At 45.3% G+C, this 23,926-nt stretch carries 19 protein-coding genes; 15 read left to right on the top strand and 4 right to left on the bottom strand.

Annotated elements, in window-relative coordinates; translation table 11 throughout:
* Positions 1–57: 57 nt before the first annotated feature.
* The 9 genes from P22_RS04745 (at position 58) to P22_RS04705 (ending at position 11,596) form a co-directional block, all read left to right on the top strand.
* Positions 58–1,221: a PucR family transcriptional regulator gene (locus P22_RS04745; RefSeq protein ID WP_054259057.1), complete on the top strand. Its 1,164-nt coding sequence runs from the start codon at positions 58–60 to the stop codon at positions 1,219–1,221.
* Between the two features lie 261 nt (positions 1,222–1,482).
* Positions 1,483–2,955: an NCS1 family nucleobase:cation symporter-1 gene (locus tag P22_RS04740; protein ID WP_054259056.1), complete on the top strand. Its 1,473-nt coding sequence runs from the start codon at positions 1,483–1,485 to the stop codon at positions 2,953–2,955.
* A gap of 26 nt (positions 2,956–2,981) precedes the next feature.
* On the top strand, positions 2,982–4,370 hold the full coding sequence (gene hydA, locus P22_RS04735; protein WP_054259055.1) for a dihydropyrimidinase: 1,389 nt from the start codon (positions 2,982–2,984) through the stop codon (positions 4,368–4,370).
* Between the two features lie 22 nt (positions 4,371–4,392).
* Positions 4,393–5,601 carry an NAD-dependent dihydropyrimidine dehydrogenase subunit PreA gene (preA, locus tag P22_RS04730; RefSeq protein ID WP_054259054.1) on the top strand — a complete coding sequence of 403 codons (1,209 nt, stop codon included), beginning with the start codon at positions 4,393–4,395 and terminating at the stop codon, positions 5,599–5,601.
* A gap of 49 nt (positions 5,602–5,650) precedes the next feature.
* Positions 5,651–6,883, top strand: a complete 1,233-nt coding sequence (locus P22_RS04725) for a Zn-dependent hydrolase (RefSeq protein WP_054259053.1) — start codon at positions 5,651–5,653, stop codon at positions 6,881–6,883.
* A gap of 273 nt (positions 6,884–7,156) precedes the next feature.
* Positions 7,157–8,257 (top strand): iron-containing alcohol dehydrogenase family protein, encoded by a 1,101-nt coding sequence (locus P22_RS04720; protein ID WP_054259052.1) that lies wholly within the window; start codon positions 7,157–7,159, stop codon positions 8,255–8,257.
* A 316-nt stretch (positions 8,258–8,573) separates the two neighbouring features.
* Positions 8,574–9,818, top strand: coding sequence for an ABC transporter substrate-binding protein (locus tag P22_RS04715; protein WP_072169776.1), 1,245 nt, complete (start codon positions 8,574–8,576; stop codon positions 9,816–9,818).
* Complete coding sequence (locus P22_RS04710) at positions 9,815–10,498, top strand: GTP-binding protein (protein WP_054259051.1); 684 nt, start codon at positions 9,815–9,817, stop codon at positions 10,496–10,498. Before P22_RS04715 ends, P22_RS04710 begins: the two co-directional genes overlap by 4 nt.
* Before the next feature lie 63 nt (positions 10,499–10,561).
* On the top strand, positions 10,562–11,596 hold the full coding sequence (locus tag P22_RS04705) for an ATP-binding cassette domain-containing protein (protein ID WP_054259050.1): 1,035 nt from the start codon (positions 10,562–10,564) through the stop codon (positions 11,594–11,596).
* A gap of 147 nt (positions 11,597–11,743) precedes the next feature.
* On the opposite strand, the gene P22_RS04700 is transcribed toward P22_RS04705, so the two are convergent.
* The 3 genes from P22_RS04700 to dapF all read right to left on the bottom strand — a co-directional run bounded on the left by P22_RS04700 (position 11,744) and on the right by dapF (position 15,610).
* The gene (locus P22_RS04700; RefSeq protein WP_054259049.1) at positions 11,744–13,459 is read right to left on the bottom strand and encodes a methyl-accepting chemotaxis protein; all 1,716 of its coding nucleotides are present in this window, start codon (positions 13,457–13,459) and stop codon (positions 11,744–11,746) included.
* A 395-nt stretch (positions 13,460–13,854) separates the two neighbouring features.
* Entirely contained in the window at positions 13,855–14,469 is a 615-nt protein-coding gene (locus P22_RS04695) for a LysE family translocator (protein ID WP_054259048.1), read from the bottom strand.
* A gap of 235 nt (positions 14,470–14,704) precedes the next feature.
* Positions 14,705–15,610, bottom strand: coding sequence for a diaminopimelate epimerase (gene dapF, locus P22_RS04690; protein WP_054259047.1), 906 nt, complete (start codon positions 15,608–15,610; stop codon positions 14,705–14,707).
* Positions 15,611–15,732: 122 nt separating this feature from the next.
* Here dapF and P22_RS04685 point away from each other — a divergent pair, with 122 nt between their 5' ends.
* The 3 genes from P22_RS04685 to P22_RS04675 all read left to right on the top strand — a co-directional run bounded on the left by P22_RS04685 (position 15,733) and on the right by P22_RS04675 (position 19,168).
* Positions 15,733–16,677 carry an AraC family transcriptional regulator gene (locus P22_RS04685; protein WP_235814552.1) on the top strand — a complete coding sequence of 315 codons (945 nt, stop codon included), beginning with the start codon at positions 15,733–15,735 and terminating at the stop codon, positions 16,675–16,677.
* 314 nt (positions 16,678–16,991) lie between these two features.
* The gene (gene fabF / locus P22_RS04680; protein WP_054259046.1) at positions 16,992–18,227 is read left to right on the top strand and encodes a beta-ketoacyl-ACP synthase II; all 1,236 of its coding nucleotides are present in this window, start codon (positions 16,992–16,994) and stop codon (positions 18,225–18,227) included.
* Positions 18,228–18,277: 50 nt separating this feature from the next.
* Positions 18,278–19,168, top strand: a complete 891-nt coding sequence (locus P22_RS04675; protein WP_054259045.1) for a helix-turn-helix domain-containing protein — start codon at positions 18,278–18,280, stop codon at positions 19,166–19,168.
* A 118-nt stretch (positions 19,169–19,286) separates the two neighbouring features.
* On the opposite strand, the gene P22_RS04670 is transcribed toward P22_RS04675, so the two are convergent.
* Positions 19,287–20,042, bottom strand: coding sequence for a DeoR/GlpR family DNA-binding transcription regulator (locus tag P22_RS04670; protein WP_054259098.1), 756 nt, complete (start codon positions 20,040–20,042; stop codon positions 19,287–19,289).
* 304 nt (positions 20,043–20,346) lie between these two features.
* Between P22_RS04670 and rhaB the strand changes: the two genes are divergently transcribed.
* Genes rhaB through rhaD form a run of 3 tightly spaced genes read left to right on the top strand, consistent with a single transcriptional unit; the run spans position 20,347 to position 23,820 of the window.
* On the top strand, positions 20,347–21,756 hold the full coding sequence (gene rhaB, locus P22_RS04665; protein WP_054259044.1) for a rhamnulokinase: 1,410 nt from the start codon (positions 20,347–20,349) through the stop codon (positions 21,754–21,756).
* Positions 21,757–22,998, top strand: coding sequence for an L-rhamnose isomerase (locus P22_RS04660; RefSeq protein WP_054259043.1), 1,242 nt, complete (start codon positions 21,757–21,759; stop codon positions 22,996–22,998).
* A gap of 3 nt (positions 22,999–23,001) precedes the next feature.
* Positions 23,002–23,820, top strand: coding sequence for a rhamnulose-1-phosphate aldolase (gene rhaD, locus P22_RS04655; protein WP_054259042.1), 819 nt, complete (start codon positions 23,002–23,004; stop codon positions 23,818–23,820).
* The last annotated feature ends 106 nt before the right edge of the window (positions 23,821–23,926 follow it).

Genomic DNA, 23,926 nt, shown 5'->3' with positions numbered 1-23,926 from the left:
AAAAAGCAATGTTGCTGGCGCAGCTTTGCTTTTTGTTTTTTTGAAAGGAGGCTGTTTATGACTGTATTATGCCGGGATATTTTAAAAATTGAGTCTTTTAAGAGAGCGGAGCTGATCGGTGGCAAGGCGGGATTGGGACGGGTCGTTCGCTGGATCCATGTCAGTGATGTGCCTGATATTGCCAATTGGGTGCAAAGCGGTGACATTGTGGCTACCACGGGAGTTAATTCTGTCCCTGACAGTGACTACTGGACTACATTAATCCGGGAGCTAAGCAGCAAGAGGCTGGCTGCGCTGATTATTAATATCGGCCCTTATATTGACCGTGTCCCGGAGGGTGTAAAAGAAACGGCTGACGAACTGGCATTTCCTGTTTTTTCACTACCCTGGGAAGTGAAGCTGGCCGATGTCACCAGAGATTTAAGCAGGCTGCTGGCCAAGGATCAGTGGGTAGAAGAAACAGTACAGGATGTTGATTTATTTTTAAGAAAGGTTCATAAAAACAATAAAGTCCTGCAAATCAGGAGTTTTCATATGGTGAAATTTAAGGTGGTCAGCGGACTGGTGAATATGGTGGCGAGCGAGGACAGGGCGGATGACAGTTATGGCAGAGTGTATCTCCGGCGTCTGATATGCGATCAGGTCGTACAGCATCAGCCTTATATTGCCAGACTCTTAATGATAGACCAAGCAGAGATTGCCGTTATTTTTACTAATATTAAAAGCAATCAGGTGAAATTTTTGACGGAAAGCATCATTGCAAAGGCCGGGGCAAATGGACTTGCGCTGCAGGCTGGTATTAGCTCCGGTTATGTGGATGTTGATTACTTACGCATAAGTTACGAACAAGCGCTGTGGGCTTTACAATGTGTGAATGTATTTAAAGATAAAACCGTCTACGAATTTAAAAAACTGGGGCTTTTGAAACTGCTTTTCAATACGCATGACGTCCAGAAGTTAGAAAATTTCTATCATGAAACATTAGACCAACTGGTCGAGTATGATAAAAATTTTGAGACAAGTTTGCTGGAATCGGTGTGGATTTTCTTAAAGGAGAACGGTAATGGCATTAAGGCGGCGGAACGGCTGTTCATCCATCGGAATACGCTGCGTTACCGGATACAAAGAGCAGCGGAAATATTAGGGGTTAATTTTGACCATGTGGAGGAACGGATGACGATTCAGGCGGCAATGGTGATCGGAAAAATTCTTAATTTATAATTATGGCCGACGTTCGTCATTTTGCACAATACGATTCATGCAGGTGAACATAGACTCTCCGGAAGACAAATGATATAATCAAGGCAATTCAATACAGCTGTTTGATCTTGCGGTTATATGGGCAATGGCGCTCAGGGATTAAGAATCCTTGAGCGCCTAACTGTTTTTGGAGGTGATTAGCAGAAGTGATTAGCGGCTACTTGGTGAAAGGAAGAGGATTTGTTGAACCCAATATATCAATTTTTTATTAGGAGGGATAAAATGCTAAAAGAAAAAATGGTTGAACTTACTGAAGACGTTTCTGCCAGCCCTTTATACAATGAAGATTTAGCGCCGACTACATTAAAAGACAGAAAATGGACGACTTATAATTTTGCAGCCTTATGGATTGGCATGGCCCATTGTATTCCGACGTATATGTTGTCAAGCGGATTGATCGCACTGGGAATGAGTTGGCAGCAGGCAATATTTACGATAACTTTAGGTAATCTTATTGTACTTATACCGATGATTTTAAATGCCCATCCCGGTACCAAATACGGTATTCCTTTTCCCGTTCTGGCAAGAGCCGCATTTGGTACCAAGGGAGCCAATATTCCGGCATTATTGCGGGCCGGTGTCGCTTGCGGCTGGTTTGGCATCAACGCCTTTATCGGCGGTGTTGCCATTAATAATTTTCTGGTGGCCCTGTTTCCGGCCTGGAAAACCTTTGGCGGAGATTTTATGTTTGCCGGCCTGAGTTTACCCTCACTGATCACTTTTTTATTTTTCTGGGGCCTGAATATTTTGCTGATCTATAAAGGAATGGATGCTATCCGTAAATTTGAAAACTGGGCAGCGCCATTGGTATTGATTATGACCTTTGTCCTGTTGGTCTGGATCGTAGGAGAGGCAAAAGGCTTTGGTCCTATTTTGGAAACACCGGGGAAATTAGCGACCTTCGATCAATTCTTTCCGGTATTTGTTCCTTCCTTAACCGGCATGATTGCCTTTTGGGCAACCTTATCTTTAAATATTCCTGACTTTACCCGTTTCGGTAAAGGGCAGAAAGAACAAATGCTTGGACAGGCTATCGGTTTGCCGCCGACAATGACCATCTTTTCGGCTATGGGCGTTATTATTACTTCGGCAACGGTTGCCGTTTATGGTAAAGCTATCTGGGATCCGGTGGATTTGTTGCTGAATTTTTCTAATCCGCTGGTATTAATTCTGTCGCTAATCGGTATTATGATTGCGACACTGTCCGTTAACATTGCTGCCAATATTGTATCTCCGGCCAATGACTTTTCGAATCTGGCTCCGAAACACATCTCTTTTAAAATGGGTGGGTTAATTACCGGTATTTTGGGTATTTTGATGATGCCCTGGAAACTGTTGTCCGACCCCAGCATGTATATTTTCAACTGGCTGGGTGTTTATTCCGGCTTTCTTGGACCGATTGCCGCAATCATGATTGCCGATTACTTTATTATCCGTAAACGGGAACTTAATCTGGGCGATTTATATAAGACCGAAGGAGAATATACCTACAGCGGTGGTTTTAACCTGGCAGCCGTACTGGCACTGTTTGCCGGCGTGGGTGTAGCCTTGGTGGGTAAATTTATTCCGGCTGTAGAATGGCTGTTTAACTATTCCTGGTTTGTAGGTTTTGGCGTAGCCTTTACCATGTATGTCGTTTTGATGCGCACCATGGCGGAGAATTTTAACGCTGTAGTACCTTCAGCGGAAAAATAAAAACAGGTGGAGGATGTATTTGTATTATGCTGGAATTTGATCTTATTTTAAAGGGCGGTCAGATTGTTACAGCCAGTGATATATATACCGCCGATGTGGCCATCCATGATGGCAGGGTGGTTTTGCTTGGCCGGGATATTAGTTTTCCGGCTAAGAAGTTTATTGATGTTTCCGGTAAGTATTTGCTGCCGGGCGGCATTGATGTACACACCCACCTGGATATGCCCTTCGGCGGTACGGTGGCCAGCGATGATTTTGCCAGCGGAACCATAGCCGCCGCTTTTGGCGGCACGACAGCTGTTGTCGACTTCGCCATCCAGGGAAAAGGCCAGTCACTCAAGCAGACAACCGAGGTGTGGCAGGAAAAAGCGGCAGGTAAGGCAGTGATTGATTATGGTTTGCATATTGCCATTACCGATTTGAATGATGCCGTACTGGCAGAAATGCCGGAAATCATAGAGCAAGGGTACTCTTCATTTAAATTGTTTATGACGTATGATGGTCTGCGGGTTAATGACGATACCATGGTAAAAGCCCTGCATGTCACCCGTGAGCATGGCGGTTTGGTTTGCGTTCATGCCGAAAATTATTATATTATTGACTATCTGGTTAAAAAATTCCAGGCGGAGCAGAAAACGGAACCCATATACCATGCGCTGAGCCGTCCGGCGTTAGCCGAAGCGGAAGCCACCGGACGCGCCATTAAACTGGCTCAAATTGCGCAGGCTCCTTTATATATCGTACATCTTAGCTGCAAGGAATCTCTGCAGGAAGTAAAGCGGGCCCGTGAGGACGGATTGCCGGTAATGGCCGAGACCTGTCCGCAGTATTTGTTGTTGTCGGAGGACAACTATCGTGAACCGGATTTTCACGGTGCCAAGTATGTTATGTCACCGCCTTTGCGGACGAGGGACAATAATGAAATTTTGTGGCGAGCCCTGGCTCAGGGAGATTTGCAGGTAGTTGCCACCGACCATTGTCCCTTCTTTTTCAAAGGACAAAAGGAAATGGGACGTGACTTTTTTGGTAAAATTCCTAACGGTGCTCCGGGCATTGAGGCCCGTATGCCCCTGCTATATGGAGTAGGCACTGCGGAAGGAAAGATATCGCTGCAAAAGCTGGTGGAAGTATCGGCAGCCAATCCGGCTAAAATTTTTGGCATGTATCCCCGGAAAGGGACTATTGCTATCGGTTCGGATGCCGATATTGTAGTATTTGATCCGGACAAAGAACTGATTCTCCGCCAAAAAATCCTGCATGAAAATGTGGACTACACCCCGTATGAAGGGATCCGGGTGAAAGGATATCCGGTTATAACCATTGCCGGCGGCAGGGTGGTGGTTGAGAACGGCCGGTTCCTGGGCGAAAAAGGAGCAGGGAAGTTCGTTAAACGTTCGGCACCTCTGATTATTTAATATGATATTGAAGGGTGATTTCATGAGTGCAAATCCGGTTGATTTGAAGGTAACAGTAGGAACCCTTCAATTTGAAAATCCATTTATCTTGGCATCTGCACCGCCAACTGCAGATGGGAATTTTATCAGAAAAGCATTTGACTTAGGCTGGGCCGGAGCGGTCATTAAAACCGTTAAGCCTGATGAAATGAGTATTGAGGATGTGAGCCCGCGGTTTGGCGTCCTGCGTGACCGTAAAGGATCGGTTATTGGCTTTGAGAATTTTGAGCTGGTGAGTAAACGGGATACCGCTTATTGGATTCAGGAAATCGGGAAGCTGAAAAAAGAGTATCCTCAAAAAGTGCTGATCGCCAGTATCATGGCAGATATAAAGGAGAAATCCTGGCAGGATTTGTCCAGGGCGATGGAAGCAGCGGGGGCCGATGCGCTGGAGCTTAATTTCTCCTGTCCTCACGGAATGCCGGAACGGGGGATGGGCGCCGCCATCGGTCAGGATCCACACATTTCGGCCCTGATTACCGGTTGGGTTAAGAAAGCCGTCGGTATTCCGGTTATTGTCAAACTAAGCCCTAATGTCTCGGATATCCGGGTTATTGCCGGGGCGGCTCTGGACGCCGGGGCCGATGCCCTTGCCGCTATCAATACCGTACAATCGCTAATCGGGGTTGATATTGAAACCTTTGAACCGTTACCCAATGTCGGAGGGTTTTCCACTTATGGCGGTTATTCCGGGTTGGCGGTAAAACCAATTGGCCTGCGCTGCGTTTCGCAAATTTCTCAGGGTGGCAAGATTCCCGTCCATGGGATCGGCGGTATAGGCCGGTGGCAGGATGCCATTGAATATATTACGGTCGGAGCAGGAGCCGTCCAGGTTTGTACGGAAGTCATGCTGAACGGCTTTGCGGTTATTCAGCCCATGCTTAAGGGATTGAAAGCATACATGCAGCGCAAAGATATCAACAGTCTCAGTGAGATTTGCGGTTTGGCGGCACAAAAGATGGTCGCTCATGAAAGTCTGAGCCGGCAAACGGTGGCCAGAGCGGAAATTGTTGCTGCCGATGCGTGCATAGTATGCAAGAAATGTGCGACTGTTTGTAACGAATCGGGGTATGAGGCCATTTATGCTGTGCAGGATGGTGTTAGAATTGATCAGAACAAATGCGACGGCTGTTCGCTGTGCAGCATTGTATGTCCCCGGCAAATTATCGAAATGAAAATATGCCAGGGCTAAGTGTCGCTGACTATATTTTCATTGCACCCATTAAGGAGGAATAAGTTATATGAATGGCAATTTAGTGGAGGGAGCAAAACGGGTTATAGCTGATTTAAGAGAATTGGCAGCTATGACTTCCGATGAAAATGGAGCCCAGCGGGTGGCCTGGACGCCTGTCTGGCAAAAAGCGCGCGATTGGTTTGCCGCTAAAGCAAAAGAAGCCGGAGCGGAAGTAACGGTAGATGTTGCCGGGAACACTTGGGCGAAAATTCCGGGGAACGGCCCCGAGGCAGTGGCTATCGGTAGCCATTTGGATTGTGTTCCTAACGGCGGCTGGCTGGATGGCGCATTAGGGGCGGTAGTGGCGCTGGAGGTGCTGCGTCGTTACGGCAAGGGAACTGCTCCCAGGCATACCCTCTATGCCGTGAACTGGGCGGATGAGGAAGGAGCGCGTTTTGGCCGCAGCCTGATCGGTTCATCAGCGGCCAGCGGCACTTTAGATATTGCCGAGATTATTCACCGGGTGGATAATCTCGGAGTGAAACTAACGGATGCTTTAGCCGACCATGGTGTAAAAGTGGATGAGCTTTTACGCGCCCACGAACAACTCAAAGAAAAGAATATTAAAGCTTTTTTGGAATTGCACATTGAGCAGGGCCCTGTGTTAGAAAACATGAAAAAAGATGTAGCGTGTGTTTACGGTATTACTGGCTGCGAACGTCATTATATCACTTTCAAGGGGCAGGCAGCGCATGCCGGGTCATTTCCCACCTTGATGCGGCAGGATGCGTTCCTGGCAGCGGCTCAGGCTTCCCTGGCATTTAAGCAAATTGCATTAAAATATGATGCTGTTTGTACTGTCGGAAAAGTAAGCGTTAAGCCTGATGTGGTAACCATTGTACCGGAAGAGTGTGTGATTTCTTTGGATCAGCGGTCAATTGATCCGGAGGCATTGGCTAAAATGCATGCAGAAGCACAGGCAGTTGCCGCAAAAGCAGCCAGTGATCAGGGGGTATCCGTGTCCTGGGAAAAAATCTGGGCGATAGCTCCGACTATTTTTGATGAACGGCTGACTAAATTATGCCAAGAAGCAGTAAAGGAAGAAAGCGGCGAAGCGACCACGGTTTATTCCGGCCCGTTGCACGATGCGGCTGAAATGGCAAAAATTGTTCCCACGGTAATGATGTTTGCTATGTCCGAGCGTGGCCTGTCACACTGTAAACAGGAAAACACTGCGGATGAAGCATTGGAAACGGCAATACGCGCTTTTTTGCGTCTGGCTGATAAAGTTGTTGCCTGATATCAAGTTGCTGTCAGGGTGTAGGAACCCATATTGATAGGTAACACACAGGGTCCTTCCAGGAACCTGTGTGTTTTAGTTACCAGGCATAATAACTATCCGCAAATTTTTGCCGGCGGGCACAATGGAATTCATGCGCCGGAACATAGACGGTAAAAACGGGCAAGTGATATAATCGGGATGCGTAGGTATAATACGTATGACATTCTTAGCTGTTAGCCATCGGAGTGGTTACCGGCCAATATATTGTAGTTGTTTAGGAGAGGATAGCTAATGATGAAATTTTTTATGCCCACGAAAGTGTGTAGCGGCAAAGGTTGTATTGTGGAGCATGCCGCTCAGTTAAAAACACTGGGAAATAAGGCATTGATTATAACCGGGAAAAAGTCGGCGAAAGCCAATGGCTCGCTGCATGATGTACAAGCAGCACTTGATTCCCTGCAGATCGCTTACTGTGTATTTGACAGGATTAACAGCAATCCATCCCTTGCCACAGCAAGGGATGGCGCCAGGGCGGCAAAAGAATTTGGGGCGGAGTTTGTCATTGGCATTGGCGGAGGTTCAGCGATGGATGCTGCCAAAGCCATTGCTGTCCTTGCTTTCAATGAACTGGATGACAAAACCCTGTTTTCCGGACCCTATGCAAATCCGGTTTTACCGATTGTTGCCGTTCCGACTACGGCAGGCACCGGCAGCGAAGTCACGCAGTATTCCATTTTGACTGACGACCGGCTGGAAACCAAAAGCAGTATTGCCAGCGAAGCGATCTTTCCCCGGATAGCTTTTCTTGATGCAAGTTATACGGAAAAGCTGCCTGTCCCTGTAACCATTAATACAGCCGTTGATGCTTTGTCTCATGCTGTGGAGGGCTATCTTTCGGTGAAAGCTACAGAGGTCAGCAATATACTGGCAGCCGAAAGCATGGCGATTATTGGTAAGTGCCTGCCGCTTTTGGATAAAGGGCCGCTGGGCTTTGCCGTCAGGGAGCAGTTGCTGTATGCTTCCATGCTGGCAGGCATGGTCATTGCCCATACCGGTACCACGGCGCTTCATTCCATGGGGTATTCGCTGACGTATTTCAAAGATATTGATCATGGCCGGGCCAATGGGCTGTTGATGCATGAATATTTGGAATTTATTGCTTGCCACCATGCCGATGCCGTAGAAAAAATTACAGGCCTGCTGGGCATGAAAAACTTAAGTGAGTTAAAAGTTTGCCTTGACAGATTGCTGAAGGAAAAAGAAACCATCAGCAAACAAGAGGCGCAGCGATTCAGTGCCAAGGCATTGCAGGCTAAGAATTTGTTAAATACCATCCGGAAGCCTGCCCGGGAGGATTTGGAAAAGATTATCGCCAAAAGTTTTGCGGTGTAAATAAAAAAGTTGTCATTGGTTATGAAAATGCCATGTTTTTTTGATAAAAGGATCATGATTTCTTTGTGAACAAGAAGGAGAAAGTGAAAGAATCGTCACCGGCTTGTTCGTGCCGGAATAACCAAAATTACCGGGTGATGTTTGATTGACGTAACCAGGGTTTTATAGTAGTATGAGGGTAAAAAGATTTGCTGACAGTGTATTGTCAACCAACAAGGGATACCTTCCTTGTTGGTTGGCTTTTTGTTTTACCTGCCGGGTTATTTGGGCAAGGTTTTTCATATGCTAGTAGGAAAGGACAAGGGAGGGCGGTAGTGTGCCGAAGCATATAACAGAATGGAATATCTATGATATTATGACAAGATATCCAAACACGCGAGAGGTGTTTGTCCATAATGGTTTTGCTCCCTTTGCGGATGATGCGGTACTGCGGCAGTGGGGAGCGATGCTGAAATTGAGAACGGCTTTACAGGCAAAACATATTCAGGAGCGGTGGTTTCTGCCTCTTCTGGAGCAAAAAATAGAGGAAGCGGAAAACGCAGGGTTAGCTGTGGGGGCAGGCCCTGGCAGCCATGTTGGCCGGCTGAATCTGCTGGCGCTGTTGCCTTGTCCGCTCAAAGTGCCTATTGAAACCGAATTGAGCGATGTGCTGCAGCGGCTGCAGGAAAAGAAAGGCCTAAAACTGAATGTTTGCATTGAATCAAATGCGGATCATCCGGTCAAATTTCTGGATTATGTAAAGTACTTTACGGAGCCGGATGAGTTACCGGATATTATTTTACTTACCGGATTTCATTTTATGCTGCGGGAATTTGTCGAGCGTTTTGTGGAAACCGGCATATTTACTGCAGTACCCAATCAGGATGTGAACAGAAGGCTGACCGGAACCGAACTGGTTGACGCCGACGGGCATTTTTCCGTCATTGCGGCCAATGCGTTGGTTATGGTGGCTGATATCCGGCGTTTGGGAGAGGTGCCGGCTCCGCAATCCTGGGGGAATATTCTGCAGCCTGCATATGAAGGGAAAGTGGTTATTCGCGGGCATAAGGGGAGTTTCTGTGATATTGTCCAGTTAAATTATTATAAGGACTATGGCGCCGAGGGCTTGGCTAAACTGGCTAAGGCAGTCAAATACGGGCTGCATCCCGCGGAAATGGTCAGAGAATTAAGCAGCAGCCGGCCTCAGATTCCGCCGATTCACATTATGCCTTATTTTTTCGCCAGGACCTTAGCGAATCACTCGCATTTGGAAATTATATGGCCGGAAGAAGGGGCACTTGCTTATCCGATCCTGGTATTGGTGAAAAAAGACCAGCTGGAGACCGTGCGGGAACTGGCAGAGTGCCTGACCGGCCCGCGTATTGCCCGGATTTGTGCGGGAGCCTCTTTTCCGGCTATTCACCCGGAGGCCAGTTGGGCCATACCATCGGAGGCCCGATTAAAGTGGATCGGCTGGAATTTCGTTAAACAGCAGAATATTGAACAGTTGATTGAGCAATTAAATGCCGATTTTTTAGCCGTGCAGCAAGCGGAACGCGCGGACAAGAAGGTGGCGGAATGAAAGTAATCACCGTGGCCGGGCCGCCGGCTTCCGGTAAAACAGCCGTGATTATCAAAGTGGCCGGTACTCTGATGACGACAGGGAAACGGGTCGGAGTCGTAAAATTTGACTGCCTTTCTACGCAGGACCGGGACTTGTACGAACGGAAAGCCATCCCGGTAAAAGTCGGCCTTTCCGGCAATCTTTGCCCCGATCATTTCTTTGTCAGCAATATTGAGGATTGTCTGGCATGGGGCCGGGAAAATAAATTTGATTTCCTGATCAGCGAAAGCGCCGGGTTATGCAACCGCTGTGCTCCGCATATCCGCGGGGTAAAGGCGGTTTGTATCATTGATAATTTAAGCGGTGTCCATGCACCGAAGAAAGTGGGCCCGATGCTGAAGCTGGCGGATATGATCATCATCACGAAGGGCGACATCGTATCGCAGGCGGAACGGGAAGTCTTTACCTTCCGGGTTAAGCAGGTCAATCCGGGAGCTATCATTTTACATGTCAACGGCCTTACCGGACAGGGGGCCTATGAAGCCGGTACTCTCTGGGAAAAGGCGGGTGATCTGGAAGAACTGTCCGGACGTATGTTGCGCTTCTCCCTGCCGGCGGCAACTTGTTCCTATTGTCTGGGACAGACACGGATTGGTGAGAACTATCAAATGGGCAATGTCCGTAAGATGAATATGTAGACTGAAAAGCCGGATTCTGGAGGGACTTTTTGGTAGCATGAGGGGGAGGGTAGATGGATCATAATGAAGTGGTTTGTTAGCGAGATATCTCTGAAGGAATTGTGTAATCGCTATCCTCATGCCCGGGATTTCCTTCAGGCCTTTGGCGACTATCGGCAGTGGGAGCATGGTTCGATAGCCGAATATTTTGCCGCACTAGATGACAGCCTGTTGGAAAGCCGGGGATTCCGCCGCGAAGATCTGTCGGTCCAGCTCGATCTGTATCTGGATTTTATGCAGCAGCTGCAGGAACAGGCGGTGGACCGCGTTGAAGCTATCACTATTATTGGTGGACAAGATAAAGCGGGAAATCCTGAAGATTGTGAAATCACCGTTCGGGCGGGTGATATTGTTTGTATTGTCGGGCCGACCGGGGCCGGGAAAAGCAGACTTCTAGCCGATATCGAATGGCTGGCCCAGGAAGATACGCCTACCGGCCGCCGTATTTTGTTAAATGGGAAAATTCCGCCGCCGGAAATGCGTTTTTCCGTAGAACGCAAACTGGTAGCGCAATTGTCCCAAAATATGAATTTTATTATGGATTTATCGGTCAGGGAATTTATTGCCATGCATGCGGAAAGCAGGATGAGGGAAGATGTTCCGGCAGTGACCGATACCATTCTCAATGAAGCCAACCGTTTGGCAGGTGAGCCTTTTCAAGCTGATACGCCGATTACTTCTCTTAGCGGCGGACAATCCCGGGCGCTGATGATAGCTGACACCGCGTTTTTAAGTACTTCCCCCATCGTATTAATTGATGAAATTGAAAACGCAGGCATTGACCGCCAGAATGCTTTGTCTCTGCTGGTAAATCAACAAAAAATCGTATTGATGGCCACTCATGATCCGTACCTGGCGCTGCTGGGAAAACGCCGTATCGTCATTGGTAATGGCGGAATTCAAAATGTACTGGAAACCTCAAGGCAGGAACAGGATAATCTGTTGGTGCTGCAACAGCTGGATCATGTATTGACCGGTATCCGGCAGACGATACGAAGCGGTGGACGGCTGGACACCAACCTGACCGCGTTATTGAATCATTTGGGAAAGCCGGTTTAAAGCCGTGTTTGGGAATAATGGCCGGCTTGTCTGGAATAGGGAGAATCTTTTTATTGCCAAAAACGCGAGTGCAGTAAAAAAGCTAAGCCATGAGGAAAGGTTTTGTCATGGCTTAGCCGGATGAATCTGACTGTCTAGAGCAGGAGGTTAGATTTTGAACTGGCGGATGACGTTTTGCAGATTTTCCGCCATGTTGGCCAGGTGTTGGCTGGAGGCTGCAATTTCTTCCATGGATGCCGATTGCTCCTCGGTGGCTGCTGATATGGTCTGAGTCTGTTCCGCAGTATTTTTAGCCGCATGATTGATTTCCTGTACGGCATTTACCATTTGTTCGCTGCCGCTGGAGATTTGCTGAATGGAAGAAGAAATTTCTGTCACCTGCTGCGATATGTTTTTAATCATTTGTAAGATTTCACGGAAGCTGGCGCCTGCACGGTCAACGGCCTGGGAACCGGCTTTTACTTCTTTGATACCGTCCTGCATATTGGTAACGGCGCTGCCGGTTTTCTGCTGGACTTCGGCAATCAGGTTAGCGATATTTTTGGCCGATTGCGCCGACTGTTCGGCTAATTTACGCACTTCATCAGCGACGACGGCAAATCCCCGGCCGGCTTCTCCGGCCCGGGCGGCTTCAATGGCCGCGTTCAGCGCGAGTAAGTTAGTCTGACCGGAAATAGCGGAGATAGTTTCAACAATTTGTTGTATTTCCGTGGATTTCTCCGCTAAATCAGTAATGACTGCGGCGGTTGCATTGGTTTTTTCCTCAATGACATTCATTTGTACGATTGCCTGATGGATAGCGTGGTCACCGTCGGTTGCTGTTTGCGAGGTTTTTTCTGCCGCTGCCGCGACATTGACTGCGTTATGTGCCGCTAGCTGCATTTCGTTGGCTATACCGTTGACAATACCGGTAGTGGAATTGACGGAATGAAGTTGCTGATTAGCGCCGGTGGCCACTTCGGTAATGGATTCAGCCACCTGGTTCGAGGCCTGCGCCGATTGTTCGGCACTGGCATTTAACTCTTCCGAAGAGGAGGCCAGTTGTTCGGAAGTATGGGAAATTTGTCTGATTAAAGCCCGGATATTTTGATTCATTTTATCAACCGCCTGCGACAAGGTGCCAAATTCGCTTTGGTCTTGTAAATTCTCTGCCTTGACGTTTTGAGAAAAATCGCCTGCAGCGATATCGCTTAAAAAGGTGACGGCATCATGCAGCCGTTTTAAAATCTGCTTAACGATTGTCCAGCTTAATAACAAGCCGATCGTGACGGAAAAAACAATAATGCCTGAGAAGAGGAAAACTGCCCTTAAAAATTCACTTTTGTTTTGAATATTCATCTGCTCGGCTGCGTTTTTTTCTAAATCGCCCATTTCAATCAAGGTTTTTTGAAAAGCTGCAGCCAGCGGTTCCGCCTGCTTTTCATATAGCATGTAAGCTTCGTCATTTTTTTGCTGCAAAGCGAGTTCCAGTACCGGTTTGCGTGCTTCGCGGTATTTGGTTAGTTGGTCACGCAGTTCTTTTATTTTATTTTGTTCTGTTGCATTTAGCGGCAGTTTTTCGTATTGACTAAGATTTTTGTCAAATAATTCTGCGCGTTTGTTAAGATCGGCTAAAAATTTTTCTTTTCCATTCTTTGCCAGTATCAGGGCCCGGATATCGGCTTCTATAGCCCGTGCATGAGCCCGGTTATCATTGATCCATTCGACCGCTAATAAACGTTCGGCATACATTGCATTCATGGCATTGCTGGTTTTTTGCAGATAATAATATCCTGTGCCGCCCACACTTAATAAAGCAAAAATAAACAGGGTAATTAATATTAATAATTTCTGTGCTACTTTTAAATGATTTAACCAGTTCATGATACTCCTCCTAGTAGTGATATATATGTTGCTGATTCTTGATTCAAATAGTAATGATGTTTATGAATTAAGCCAAGCAACCTATCTATAGATAATATTAATTAATAAATATTATCTATAGATAAATATTATACATAAAAATGGCGAATCCTGCAAGATTTTGTTATTTGTTTGATTTTTTTTTGTTTTTCAGAAAAGGTTCACTAAAACAATGCAGAGACTTATCCAGGGATAAGTCTCAAAATCTGCAAATGAATTATTTAGCGTTCACCTTACTGTTTTTTAGCTGTTAAAAGCAGTTCAATAAAAGATTTCAGTGGAAGGCAGAGGGGTGACTTATGCCGGAAAGTTTGCCCAATTATAAAGGGGAGAGAGGCGGGAAGACCTAAAGCCGGTCAAAATTTCACAATGGAAACTATGCCTAATAAAATGATAATGAGACCGGATATTCTGTTTATTGCCATGATGACGGTAACTGTTATTTTTGTGCGAAAATAACAGATAATACTTGTCAGGGTAATCCACCAAAGCAAGGAGCCTGCCCAAACCCCTAACGAAGCTAAAATAATTGGTGGCAAAGTGGTTATCAGCGTTGCGATGCCAAGTGAAGAAAATGCGGCAATAAAGGCAAAGACAGTGACGGGGTTTGCCAAAGTCAGGAGAAAAACTTCCGAGAAGAGTTTGGTTAAATTTTGTATGGACTGTTTTTCGTTAATGGAAATACAGGGAGCGGCATAAAGTGATCGAAAGCCAAGATAAATAATAAATATTCCTCCCAGCCAACGTAGAGCTGCATGGTTGTGCTGGATAAAATTGGTCAAAATACTTAGCCCTGCTGCTGCAGCATAGCCGTATAGCGCATCGGCCGCTGCCGCACCTGCGCCTGCGATTAAGCCGGACAGGCGTCCTTCAGTCAACGTGCGCCTGATGCATATCAGGTTGACCGGTCCAATTGGCACTGCCAGAAAAAAGCCGCTGAGGATGCATTTAAGGAGAAGAATACAATACATAAGCCGGCCTCCTGCGTGGTCTATTACCAGTGTCGGCTAAAAGCCTGCAAGATATACCGGAATGCATAAGGCCATATAACGAGGACGTAATGATAATAATGCCAAAAAAGATTAGTGCTTTGTAAGAGAATAGTATGATTGCCGAGGTTGTAGATAAGGGCGGCAAAAAACAGATTGCACGACTAAGACTTGCCGGTTAGGGCAAGTCTTTATTATTACGGCACCGGGTATTAAGTTATAAATGTTGCAATAAAACCTCCGGTTCTTGCTGCGCCAGAAGATCTTCGCCGATACATCCTTTGCCTACCGCTGTCACGGACCCGGTCATGTATACGTGACCGTCCGGTGCGATTTTAATGGCAATGGTTCCACCGGGCATATGGACATTTATATTTTCATCGGCTAAACCGAGCTTATAGGCGACGCTTGCCGCAGCACAGCTGCTGCTGCCGGAGGCTAACGTATACCCTGCTCCCCGTTCCCAAATTTCTATCCTTATATTATTCCGGTCAATTATTTTCATAAGTTGCACGTTGATTCGATTCGGGAAAAGTTTGTTATTTTCAATAACAGGGCCCAAGCGCTCTGCAAGTTCCCGGGAAATCTCATCTAAAAGGATGACACAATGCGGGTTGCCGATAGAAAGACAATTGATTTTTAATTGCTGTTCATGGATAATTAATTCTTCATTTCGTATTTCCCTTATCAGAAACTTTTCGTTAAGCACTTCACGAACCGGGCCGGCTACCGGTATTTCAGAGCTGCTAAAGGTAATCTTTCCCATATCCACTCTGATTAAACCGGCGTTAGTGTCAAGTAATTCAACCCCTACTTTCCCTCCGGCGGTAACTAAATCAAATGGGCTGGAGGTTATATAACCCGCGTCAAATAAATAGCGGGCAAAGATTCGGATACCGTTGCCGCTTTTTTCCGCTTCCCGGCCGTCCGGATTTAATATCCGCAAATGAATAGCGTTATCGCGAAAAAATGGGCCATATAAAATGCCGTCCGAACCAATGCCGAAATTCCGGTGGCAGAGCAGCCGGATATTTTTTTCGGACAGGTTCAGGTTAGTCTTATTGGGATCAATTACAATATAATCATTGCCCAATGCATGATATTTATAAAAATCAATATTCATTGTGAAGCCCTCCTTGGATAGGAAAAGCCAGTTGCTTTTGCCTATTGCTTTTAATGTCATTATATAGAGAAATAAACAGGCGGACATTGCTTAACCTGCTAAAAAAGGTGGTAAAAGATGCTATGGCGAATAATAAGGAAATAAATGATCTTTGGGAGTATGAGTATATGGAAACAGAGATGTGCCTTCCCCATAAAAAAAGAGGTTACCTTTCGCGAGATTTCAACTTTTTCAATTTATGTGATACTAAGCAACTGCAGATTGAAGCCCACTATCATGATTTTCATAAGGTTGTTATTTTCCTTTCCGGAAATGTAACGTACTGCATTGAAGGGGTTGCTTATCAACTAAAGCCATGGGATATTCTGCTGATTCATCATGCTGCCATTCATAAGCCGGTTATTGATATAACAGTTCCTTACAAGCGTATGATTTTATGGGTAAGTCCTTCTTTTCTCCGGAACTGCCATGCCGAAAGTGATAATCTATTGACTTGTTTTGAACTGGCCTATCAACAAAAGTCCAATTTACTTAGTATGTCACCGGACATGCTAAGAATTGTTAAAACCATTCTTGAGCAAATGGATGCAGCCTGCCGGAAGGAGAGTTTTGGTAATCAAATCCTGCTTAACTCGTTGCTTTTACAATTCATTGTATATTTAAACAGAATGGCTTTGAACAGGGAGACCGGGGTGTTGCCCGCCGGTATTATGCGGGATGAAACTATCTGTAATATATTGCAATATATAGACAGTCATCTTACACAGGATTTGTCCATTGAAAAATTAGCCGCAATTTTTTATCTCAGTAAATATCATCTGATGCGCAAATTCAAATATCATACCGGGTACAGCATCCATAATTATGTTTTGCAGAAAAGACTGATTAGGGCCAACCAAATGCTGCAAGCCGGTTATTCGGTCACTATGGCCTGGATGGAAAGCGGCTTTCATGACTATTCCAATTTTACCCGGTCTTTTAAAAAGATGTTTGGCGTTTCGCCGAAACAGCATCACAATCTAGGAAAAAGTGAATCAAGCCAATTATATAACGAGGTGCTACGGTAGCGGCAGGAAATTCCGTAACTCTTTATTGCAGGGAAAATTAAGGTTGTTATTATTGACAACCTGGCCGGGCTATTAAAAATCAATAAATAATATCCATTAGAACACTCTTAGGTTAGGTATGGGAAACCCTGTAAAACGTTAAGGGTGTTTTTTATTTTTACTGGAGCGGGTTGTTTCTGAAAGCAATAGCTGTTCATTTTTAAAGAATCATCTGTGGTACAGTTATATTGTTTGGACTGGAGCCAAAGCTTAAATAAGAGATTTTCAATTGAATTTTTTTATTATTGATAGACAGAAATGGAGGAAAGGAAATCATGAAACGACGCGTTGTGATAACGGGAATGGGAGCAGTTACGTCCCTGGGGTTAGGCGCAAAAAATCTTTGGCAGGCAGTCAAGAACGGCACATCCGGCATTAGCCGGATTGAACGGATTGATGTGGCCGATCTTCCTACCCAGGTTGCGGCTGAAATCAAGGATTTTGATCCCCACGCTTTTATGGGAGCGAAAGAGATAAAAAGAATGGACCGGTTTACGCAATATGCTATAGCGGCAACCCAGATGGCGCTGGAGGATTCGTGTATTTCCAGCGAACGGATAAAAGAAGGAAAGATAGGCATGATCATCGGTTCCGGTATCGGCGGACTGGAGACACTTGAAAGCCAGCATCACGTACTTCTGGAGAAGGGGGCAAACCGGGTCAGCCCGTTTCTGATACCCATGATGCTGCCTAACATGGCGGCCGGGATGGCGGCTATCCGCTATGGAATCAAGGGAATCGTAGAATGTGTGGTCACCGCTTGTGCCACATCGGCAAATGCTATCGGTGATGCTTATAAAATTATACAGAGAAATGCCGCTGATATTATGATTGCCGGTGGCACGGAAGCGCCCATTACCCGTCTGGCGATGGCCGGCTTTTGTGCCAATAAGGCGATGACGACCAATTCGGACCCGTCGACGGCCAGCAGGCCCTTCGATAAAGAACGGGATGGGTTTGTTATGGGAGAAGGAGCCGGCGTCCTGATTCTCGAAGAATTAAATCATGCGTTAAAACGGGGGGCAAACATTATCGCTGAAATTGTAGGTTATGGCTGTACAAATGATGCCTACCACATTACAGCGGTTACTCCTAATGGCGAAGGAGCGGCGGACTGTATAAGGCTGGCGCTGGCCGATGCCGGTTTACAGCCGAGTGATATTCAATATATCAATGCTCATGGGACGTCCACCGGGTTAAATGATAAAGCGGAAACTGCCGCGATCAAATCCGTATTTGGGGAACACGCCTATCAACTTGCCGTAAGTTCTACAAAATCTATGACGGGACATTTAATGGGGGCTGCAGGGGCCATTGAGTCCATTCTGACTGCTTATGCCATAAAAGACAGCTATTTGCCGCCTACTATTAATTATAGGACGGCCGATCCGGAATGTGATTTACAATATATTCCTAATTATGGCAAGCCTGGGGAAATTACGCACGCTTTAAGCAATTCCTTCGGATTCGGCGGGCATAATGCAGTTTTGATTTTTAAAGACTATCAATGAGACTGTCGACGCAGGGGGATTCCGGTGTCAGGTTCATGAGGAGTGAGTACATGATTGACGTAAAAGCGACAATTTCGGCATGCATCCATTATATAGAAGAGCATTTATATGCAAAAATTACGTTGGATCAGATTGCTGCGCACTGTGGCATCTCCAAATACCACCTGCACCGGATCTTTAAATCGTTAACCGGCGAACCCTTGATGGAGTATGTCCAATCGCGTAAACTATCCTCCAGCATCGGTGAATTGACAGGTACTAACATGCGGATTATTGATATCGCACTGGAATATGGTTTTGATTACGAGCAGTCCTATATCCGGGCGTTCCGGAAGAAATTCGGGTATACGCCCCTGAAGGTGCGTTCCGAGCAAATGTCGTTTGTTATTCAGGAGAAACTCAATATTGAGGATATTATGTCGGTAAATAACTCAATTATTTATAAACCTTTTTTTGTGTTTCGGCAGAAATTTAACCTTATGGGTGTCAAGCATAAAATTATGAGCAAATCGGGTGATAAAGTAGCCAACCATTTCGGCCGGGAATTTTTTTATAACCAACGGAATAAGATCGCCAATGCCGTCAATCCGCAGATATATTTCGGCTATACGGACTGGAGCGCTAACAATAACGGCTATATTTATTATATGCCTTCGGTGCAGGTGGACGATGTAGAGCCTGTTCCGGAGGGGATGGAGGTGGTTTCCATCCCGGCTCATAAATATGTAGTATTTCGTTTTGTCGGCTTTTTCCGGCCCGATGATCTTAATGGCCGCCAGGTTGGCCGGCTGCTGGTTCACATGTATTCCAAATGGATTTTTAACTCGGGCTTTACCTTTGCCGATACCTTCCGGTTTGAATATATTGACACGGCGTTGTCGAAAGACGACTATTGTGAATTAGATATTTATCAGCCTATTGTGGATGCGGATAAAGTATGAACCGTTCAACTTTTTTACGGTAATAACGGTTTTAACACAAAAGCGGCTTTCTTGCCTTAAGGCAAGAAAGCCGCTTTTGTGTTAAAACATCGGAAGCATTACCAAGAACTGTTGGCTATTAGTATATTAGTTTGATATTATGTTTTTTCAAAAAATTTATCCAGTTTATATCCGGTTTTTGATCGGTAACAATATAATCAACATCGGCAAAATCAAGCGTTTTTGTAAACGCGATTTTATCAAATTTTGAATGGTCTACCAAAAGAAGGGTTGACCTTGCCTGGTGGATCATTTGTTGTTTTATATCGCTTTCGGCTTCATTGGATTCCATAATCCCCTTTTCCCGGTCAATTCCCTTACAGCTAATGATGGCGAAATCGACGTAGTAACGACTGAGCGTCTTGCAGGCCGCTGTGCCGACCTGGGCGAAGGAATGGGCCCGTAAATCGCCGCCGCTGGAAATCATGGTGAAATTCGTATCGGCAAAATCGTTTAACAGCTTAATCGAATTGGTGATAATAGTAATATTTTTTTTGTTTGCCAAGAGGTGAATCAGCGCCAGGGCAGTTGTGCTGGAATCCACCATGATCGTATCGCCGTCATTGATTAACAGCCTGGCTTTATCGGCAATGATTTGTTTTGCAGGGGAATTTTCTACCGACCGTTTGGAAAAAGACAAATCTTCTATGATGGGTTCTTTTAATACGGCTCCGCCATGACTTCTATATAATAAGCCCTCATTTTCGAGTTTCTCTAAATCCCGCCTGATGGTTTCTTCGGTTACTTTAAACAACTTGCTTAACTCATTCACATAAACCTTGCTGTCTTGCTTTAAATACTCCATAATTTTTTGGCGTCTTTCTAGGCCTAAAATAAAAATCACCTCTGTCACTGTACTTTTGTAGCGAATGCAAGGGCGGTTCTTGTCCGGTGTATACGATTATTTGACTTTAGTATACAAGTTTTTAGCTTAAAAAACAACAAAGGCGACAAAAAAAGAAACAATAAATCATAAAGAAATAAATTAAACAAAGAAATTTCAACATAAACAAAGAAAATTACAGAATATTTATATTGTTTTTTATTTGTTTATGTGGTAATATACAAACGGAAAGATGATTTAAAAGATTCGGATAATTATTTCGGTTAGGATTTTATTAATGCAATGGAGGGGAAAGATGAAGAACTATTACTTGGCTGTTGACATCGGTGCATCCAGTGGGCGCCATGTGCTGGGCTGGATTGAGAATCAAAAAGTTTGTATTGAGGAAATTTATCGTTTCGAAAATAAACTCATTGAACAAAACGGCCATCTCTGTTGGGATGTAAAGCGTCTTTTTCAGGAAGTGGTGGAGGGGATTGCCTGTTGCAAACGTTATAACCGTATTCCCAAGAGCATTGGTATTGATACCTGGGGTGTAGATTTTGTCTTGCTTGATGACAATCATGAGGTGTTAGGTAATGCTGTAGCCTACCGTGACAGCCGGACTCATGGTATCGATAAAAAAGTCTATGAAATCATCAGTGAACCAGAATTGTATTACCGAAACGGAATTCAAAAATTGCCGTTTAATACGATTTATCAATTGTATGCTGTTAAGCTGCAGAATCCGAAAATATTGAAGCAGGCAAAAAACTTTTTAATGATACCCGAATATATAAATTTTTTATTGACAGGCGAAATAAAAAACGAGTATACAAATGCAACAACCACCCAGTTAGTCCATGCCGATACGCAGGAATGGGATTGGGAATTGCTGGAGAAGCTGGACCTGCCCAAGCAGATGTTTGGCATGATACATTTACCCAAAACGGTGGTGGGGTGTTTGACAGAAGAAGTACAGAAGCTGGTGGGATTTAATACGGAAGTGGTTCTGCCTGCGACGCATGACACCGGATCCGCCATTTTGGCCGTACCGGCCAATGATGATGACTATATCTACCTGAGTTCGGGAACCTGGTCGCTAATGGGAATTGAGCGCAGAATACCGGACTGCACGGAAGAAAGCAGGGTAAGAAATTTTACCAATGAGGGCGGATATCATTATCGTTACCGTTATCTGAAAAACATCATGGGACTTTGGCTGATACAATCCATCCGCCAAGAGTTTAAGCATCCTTATTCTTTTGATGAGCTGTGTACGTTGGCAAAATTGGGTAGTTATTTTTCTTCTGTTGTTGATGTCAATGATGCCTCCTTTTTGGCGCCTAAAAGCATGATTCGGGCTTTGCAGGACTACTGTGAACGAACAAATCAGGAAAAACCGGAAACCGAATGTGAGCTTTTAGCTTGTGCTTACCATAGCCTGGCCAAGAGTTATGCAGACACGGTGCGGGAAATTGAGGACATTACCGGTAAGAGCTATTCCCGAATCCACATTGTCGGCGGGGGCAGCAAGGATGACTATTTAAATAAGCTTACCGCCGACTATACAGGCAAGGAAATCTATGCGGGGCCTGTAGAGGCAACTGCTCTGGGGAATATCCTTGTCCAAATGCTAAAAACGAAAGACCTTAATGAGCTTAGAGAAGCCAGGGAGATCATTAAGAGGTCGTTCGAAATAAAAAAAGTGGGGAGTGAAGGCTGAATGACAAGATTTGAGGCTGCAAAGGATTTATACAAGAATGTGGGGGTAGATGTGGAGGCCGCCTTAAAAAAGCTGGAAAATGTAAAAATTTCTATGCACTGTTGGCAGGGGGATGATGTTTCCGGCTTTGAAAATGCTTCAGCATTATCCGGTGGTATTGCTGCTACGGGAAATTATCCCGGAAAAGCGAGAAATCCGGAAGAATTGATGGCTGATATGGATCAGGCGCTTAGCCTGGTACCGGGAAAACATAAGATTAATTTGCATGCTTCTTATGCTATTACCGGTGAGAAAGTAGAGCGTGACCAACTGGAGCCGAAGCATTTTGAAGCGTGGGTACAGTTCGCAAAAGAAAGGGGGTTAGGCTTAGATTTTAATCCCACTTTGTTTTCCCATCCTAAAGCCGCTGACGGCTTAACTTTATCCCATCCGGATAAGGAAATTCGCAGGTTTTGGATTGACCATTGCAAAGCTTCAAGGCGAATTGCGGAATATTTTGGGAAAGCGCTGGGAGGTGTCGCTTTAAACAACATTTGGATTCCGGACGGTTACAAAGATATTCCGGCAGACCGTTTGAGTCCAAGACAACGGCTGAAAGAATCCTTAGATGAAATTTTCGCTGAGAAGCTGGATTCCCGGTATCTTGCCGACAGTGTAGAGTCGAAAGTGTTTGGTATTGGCCTGGAGTCTTACACTGTTGGGTCACATGAATTTTATTTAAATTATGCCGCAAAAAATGATGTGCTGTGTTTGCTGGATAACGGCCATTATCATCCAACTGAAGTCGTTTCCGACAAAATACCTTCGATGCTCTTATTTTATGACCGGCTAGCACTGCATGTAACACGGGCTGTACGCTGGGATAGCGACCATGTAGTGTTATTTGATGATGAAACAAAAGAAATTGCGAAGGAAATTGTCCGTTGCGACGCGCTGGATAGGGTATTTATTGGTTTGGATTTTTTTGATGCGAGTATTAACCGCATCGCGGCCTGGGTGGTTGGTATGAGAAACATGCAAAAGGCCCTGCTGTACGCTTTATTGACACCGCATCAAAAACTGGCTGAATTGCAAAATACAGGGGAATTTTCCGAATTGATGGCGTTGCAGGAAGAATTGAAATTGTATCCGGTTGGCGATATTTGGGATTATTTTTGCGCAAAACACAATGTGCCGGTTAGGGAAAATTGGATAAAAGCCGTACAAGAGTATGAAAAAACGGTCTTGTCAAAAAGGGGATAAAAAATGAGGATTACAGAGATGGAATTTGTTGAGGGTTTTATCCGGGTTACGGAAGATGGTTTTAAGAAAGGCTGGCATGAACGGAACGGCGGAAATTTTAGTTATCGCATAAAACCGGAAGATGTCACTGCCATCCGGTCCGAATTGAAACCGTCTAGTCACTTTACGCCAATCGGTGTAAGCGTGCCCAATCTAGGCGGGGAGTATTTTCTGGTAACCGGCAGCGGTAAATTTATGCGTAATGTGAGTTTATGCCCCGAGGATAATATTGCAATAGTGTACATTGATGAAAAAGGAGAAAATTACAGTATTGTCTGGGGGCTAGAAAAGGGGGGGACCCCAACCAGCGAATTTCCGACCCATTTGATGAATCATAGTATTAAGAAAGAATTAACCAAGGGGAAATACCGGGTGATTTATCATTCGCATCCTGTCAACATCATTGCGCTTACTTTTGTACTCCCGCTGGAAGATAAAGTGTTTACGCGTGCCTTGTGGGAAATGATGACCGAATGTCCGGTTATTTTTCCGGATGGAGTGGGCGTTGTTCCCTGGATGGTTCCCGGTGGCAGGGATATTGCCATAGCAACAGGAAAGTTGATGAAAAAGTATGATGTGGCAATTTGGGCGCATCACGGCATTTTTTGCGCCGGCGAGGATTTTGACAACACCTTCGGTCTGATGGATACAGTGGAAAAATCGGCGGAGATTTGTGTAAAGGTACTGGCAATGGGCGGGAAACGACAAACCATTCCTGTACAGGGATTCAGGGATTTAGCAAAAGATTTTAATATTGACCTGGCAGAAGAATTTTTAGATTGAGAAAAATGGGAAGGAGATGAGGGGGTATCCCCTCTTTCCCGAACCTTTCTCTATGGCTGACATTGTAGCTTAAATTATCGGAACATACTGATTTTATTGGTAATTG

The sequence above is a fragment of the Propionispora sp. 2/2-37 genome (assembly GCF_001298735.1).
In the GTDB taxonomy this organism is placed as follows: domain Bacteria; phylum Bacillota; class Negativicutes; order Propionisporales; family Propionisporaceae; genus Propionispora.
This window is presented reverse-complemented; position numbering and strand designations above follow the sequence as displayed.

Coding starts and splice junctions, on each gene's coding strand:
- P22_RS04660 (WP_054259043.1), top strand. CDS start 21,757: ATGACAAGATTTGAGGCTGCAAAGGATTTATACAAGAATGTGGGGGTA.
- rhaB (WP_054259044.1), top strand. CDS start 20,347: ATGAAGAACTATTACTTGGCTGTTGACATCGGTGCATCCAGTGGGCGC.
- P22_RS04725 (WP_054259053.1), top strand. CDS start 5,651: ATGAATGGCAATTTAGTGGAGGGAGCAAAACGGGTTATAGCTGATTTA.
- P22_RS04685 (WP_235814552.1), top strand. CDS start 15,733: ATGGCGAATAATAAGGAAATAAATGATCTTTGGGAGTATGAGTATATG.
- P22_RS04710 (WP_054259051.1), top strand. CDS start 9,815: ATGAAAGTAATCACCGTGGCCGGGCCGCCGGCTTCCGGTAAAACAGCC.
- P22_RS04720 (WP_054259052.1), top strand. CDS start 7,157: ATGATGAAATTTTTTATGCCCACGAAAGTGTGTAGCGGCAAAGGTTGT.
- hydA (WP_054259055.1), top strand. CDS start 2,982: ATGCTGGAATTTGATCTTATTTTAAAGGGCGGTCAGATTGTTACAGCC.
- P22_RS04705 (WP_054259050.1), top strand. CDS start 10,562: ATGAAGTGGTTTGTTAGCGAGATATCTCTGAAGGAATTGTGTAATCGC.
- P22_RS04695 (WP_054259048.1), bottom strand. CDS start 14,469: ATGTATTGTATTCTTCTCCTTAAATGCATCCTCAGCGGCTTTTTTCTG.
- rhaD (WP_054259042.1), top strand. CDS start 23,002: ATGAGGATTACAGAGATGGAATTTGTTGAGGGTTTTATCCGGGTTACG.
- P22_RS04700 (WP_054259049.1), bottom strand. CDS start 13,459: ATGAACTGGTTAAATCATTTAAAAGTAGCACAGAAATTATTAATATTA.
- P22_RS04740 (WP_054259056.1), top strand. CDS start 1,483: ATGCTAAAAGAAAAAATGGTTGAACTTACTGAAGACGTTTCTGCCAGC.
- P22_RS04745 (WP_054259057.1), top strand. CDS start 58: ATGACTGTATTATGCCGGGATATTTTAAAAATTGAGTCTTTTAAGAGA.
- preA (WP_054259054.1), top strand. CDS start 4,393: ATGAGTGCAAATCCGGTTGATTTGAAGGTAACAGTAGGAACCCTTCAA.
- dapF (WP_054259047.1), bottom strand. CDS start 15,610: ATGAATATTGATTTTTATAAATATCATGCATTGGGCAATGATTATATT.
- P22_RS04675 (WP_054259045.1), top strand. CDS start 18,278: ATGATTGACGTAAAAGCGACAATTTCGGCATGCATCCATTATATAGAA.
- fabF (WP_054259046.1), top strand. CDS start 16,992: ATGAAACGACGCGTTGTGATAACGGGAATGGGAGCAGTTACGTCCCTG.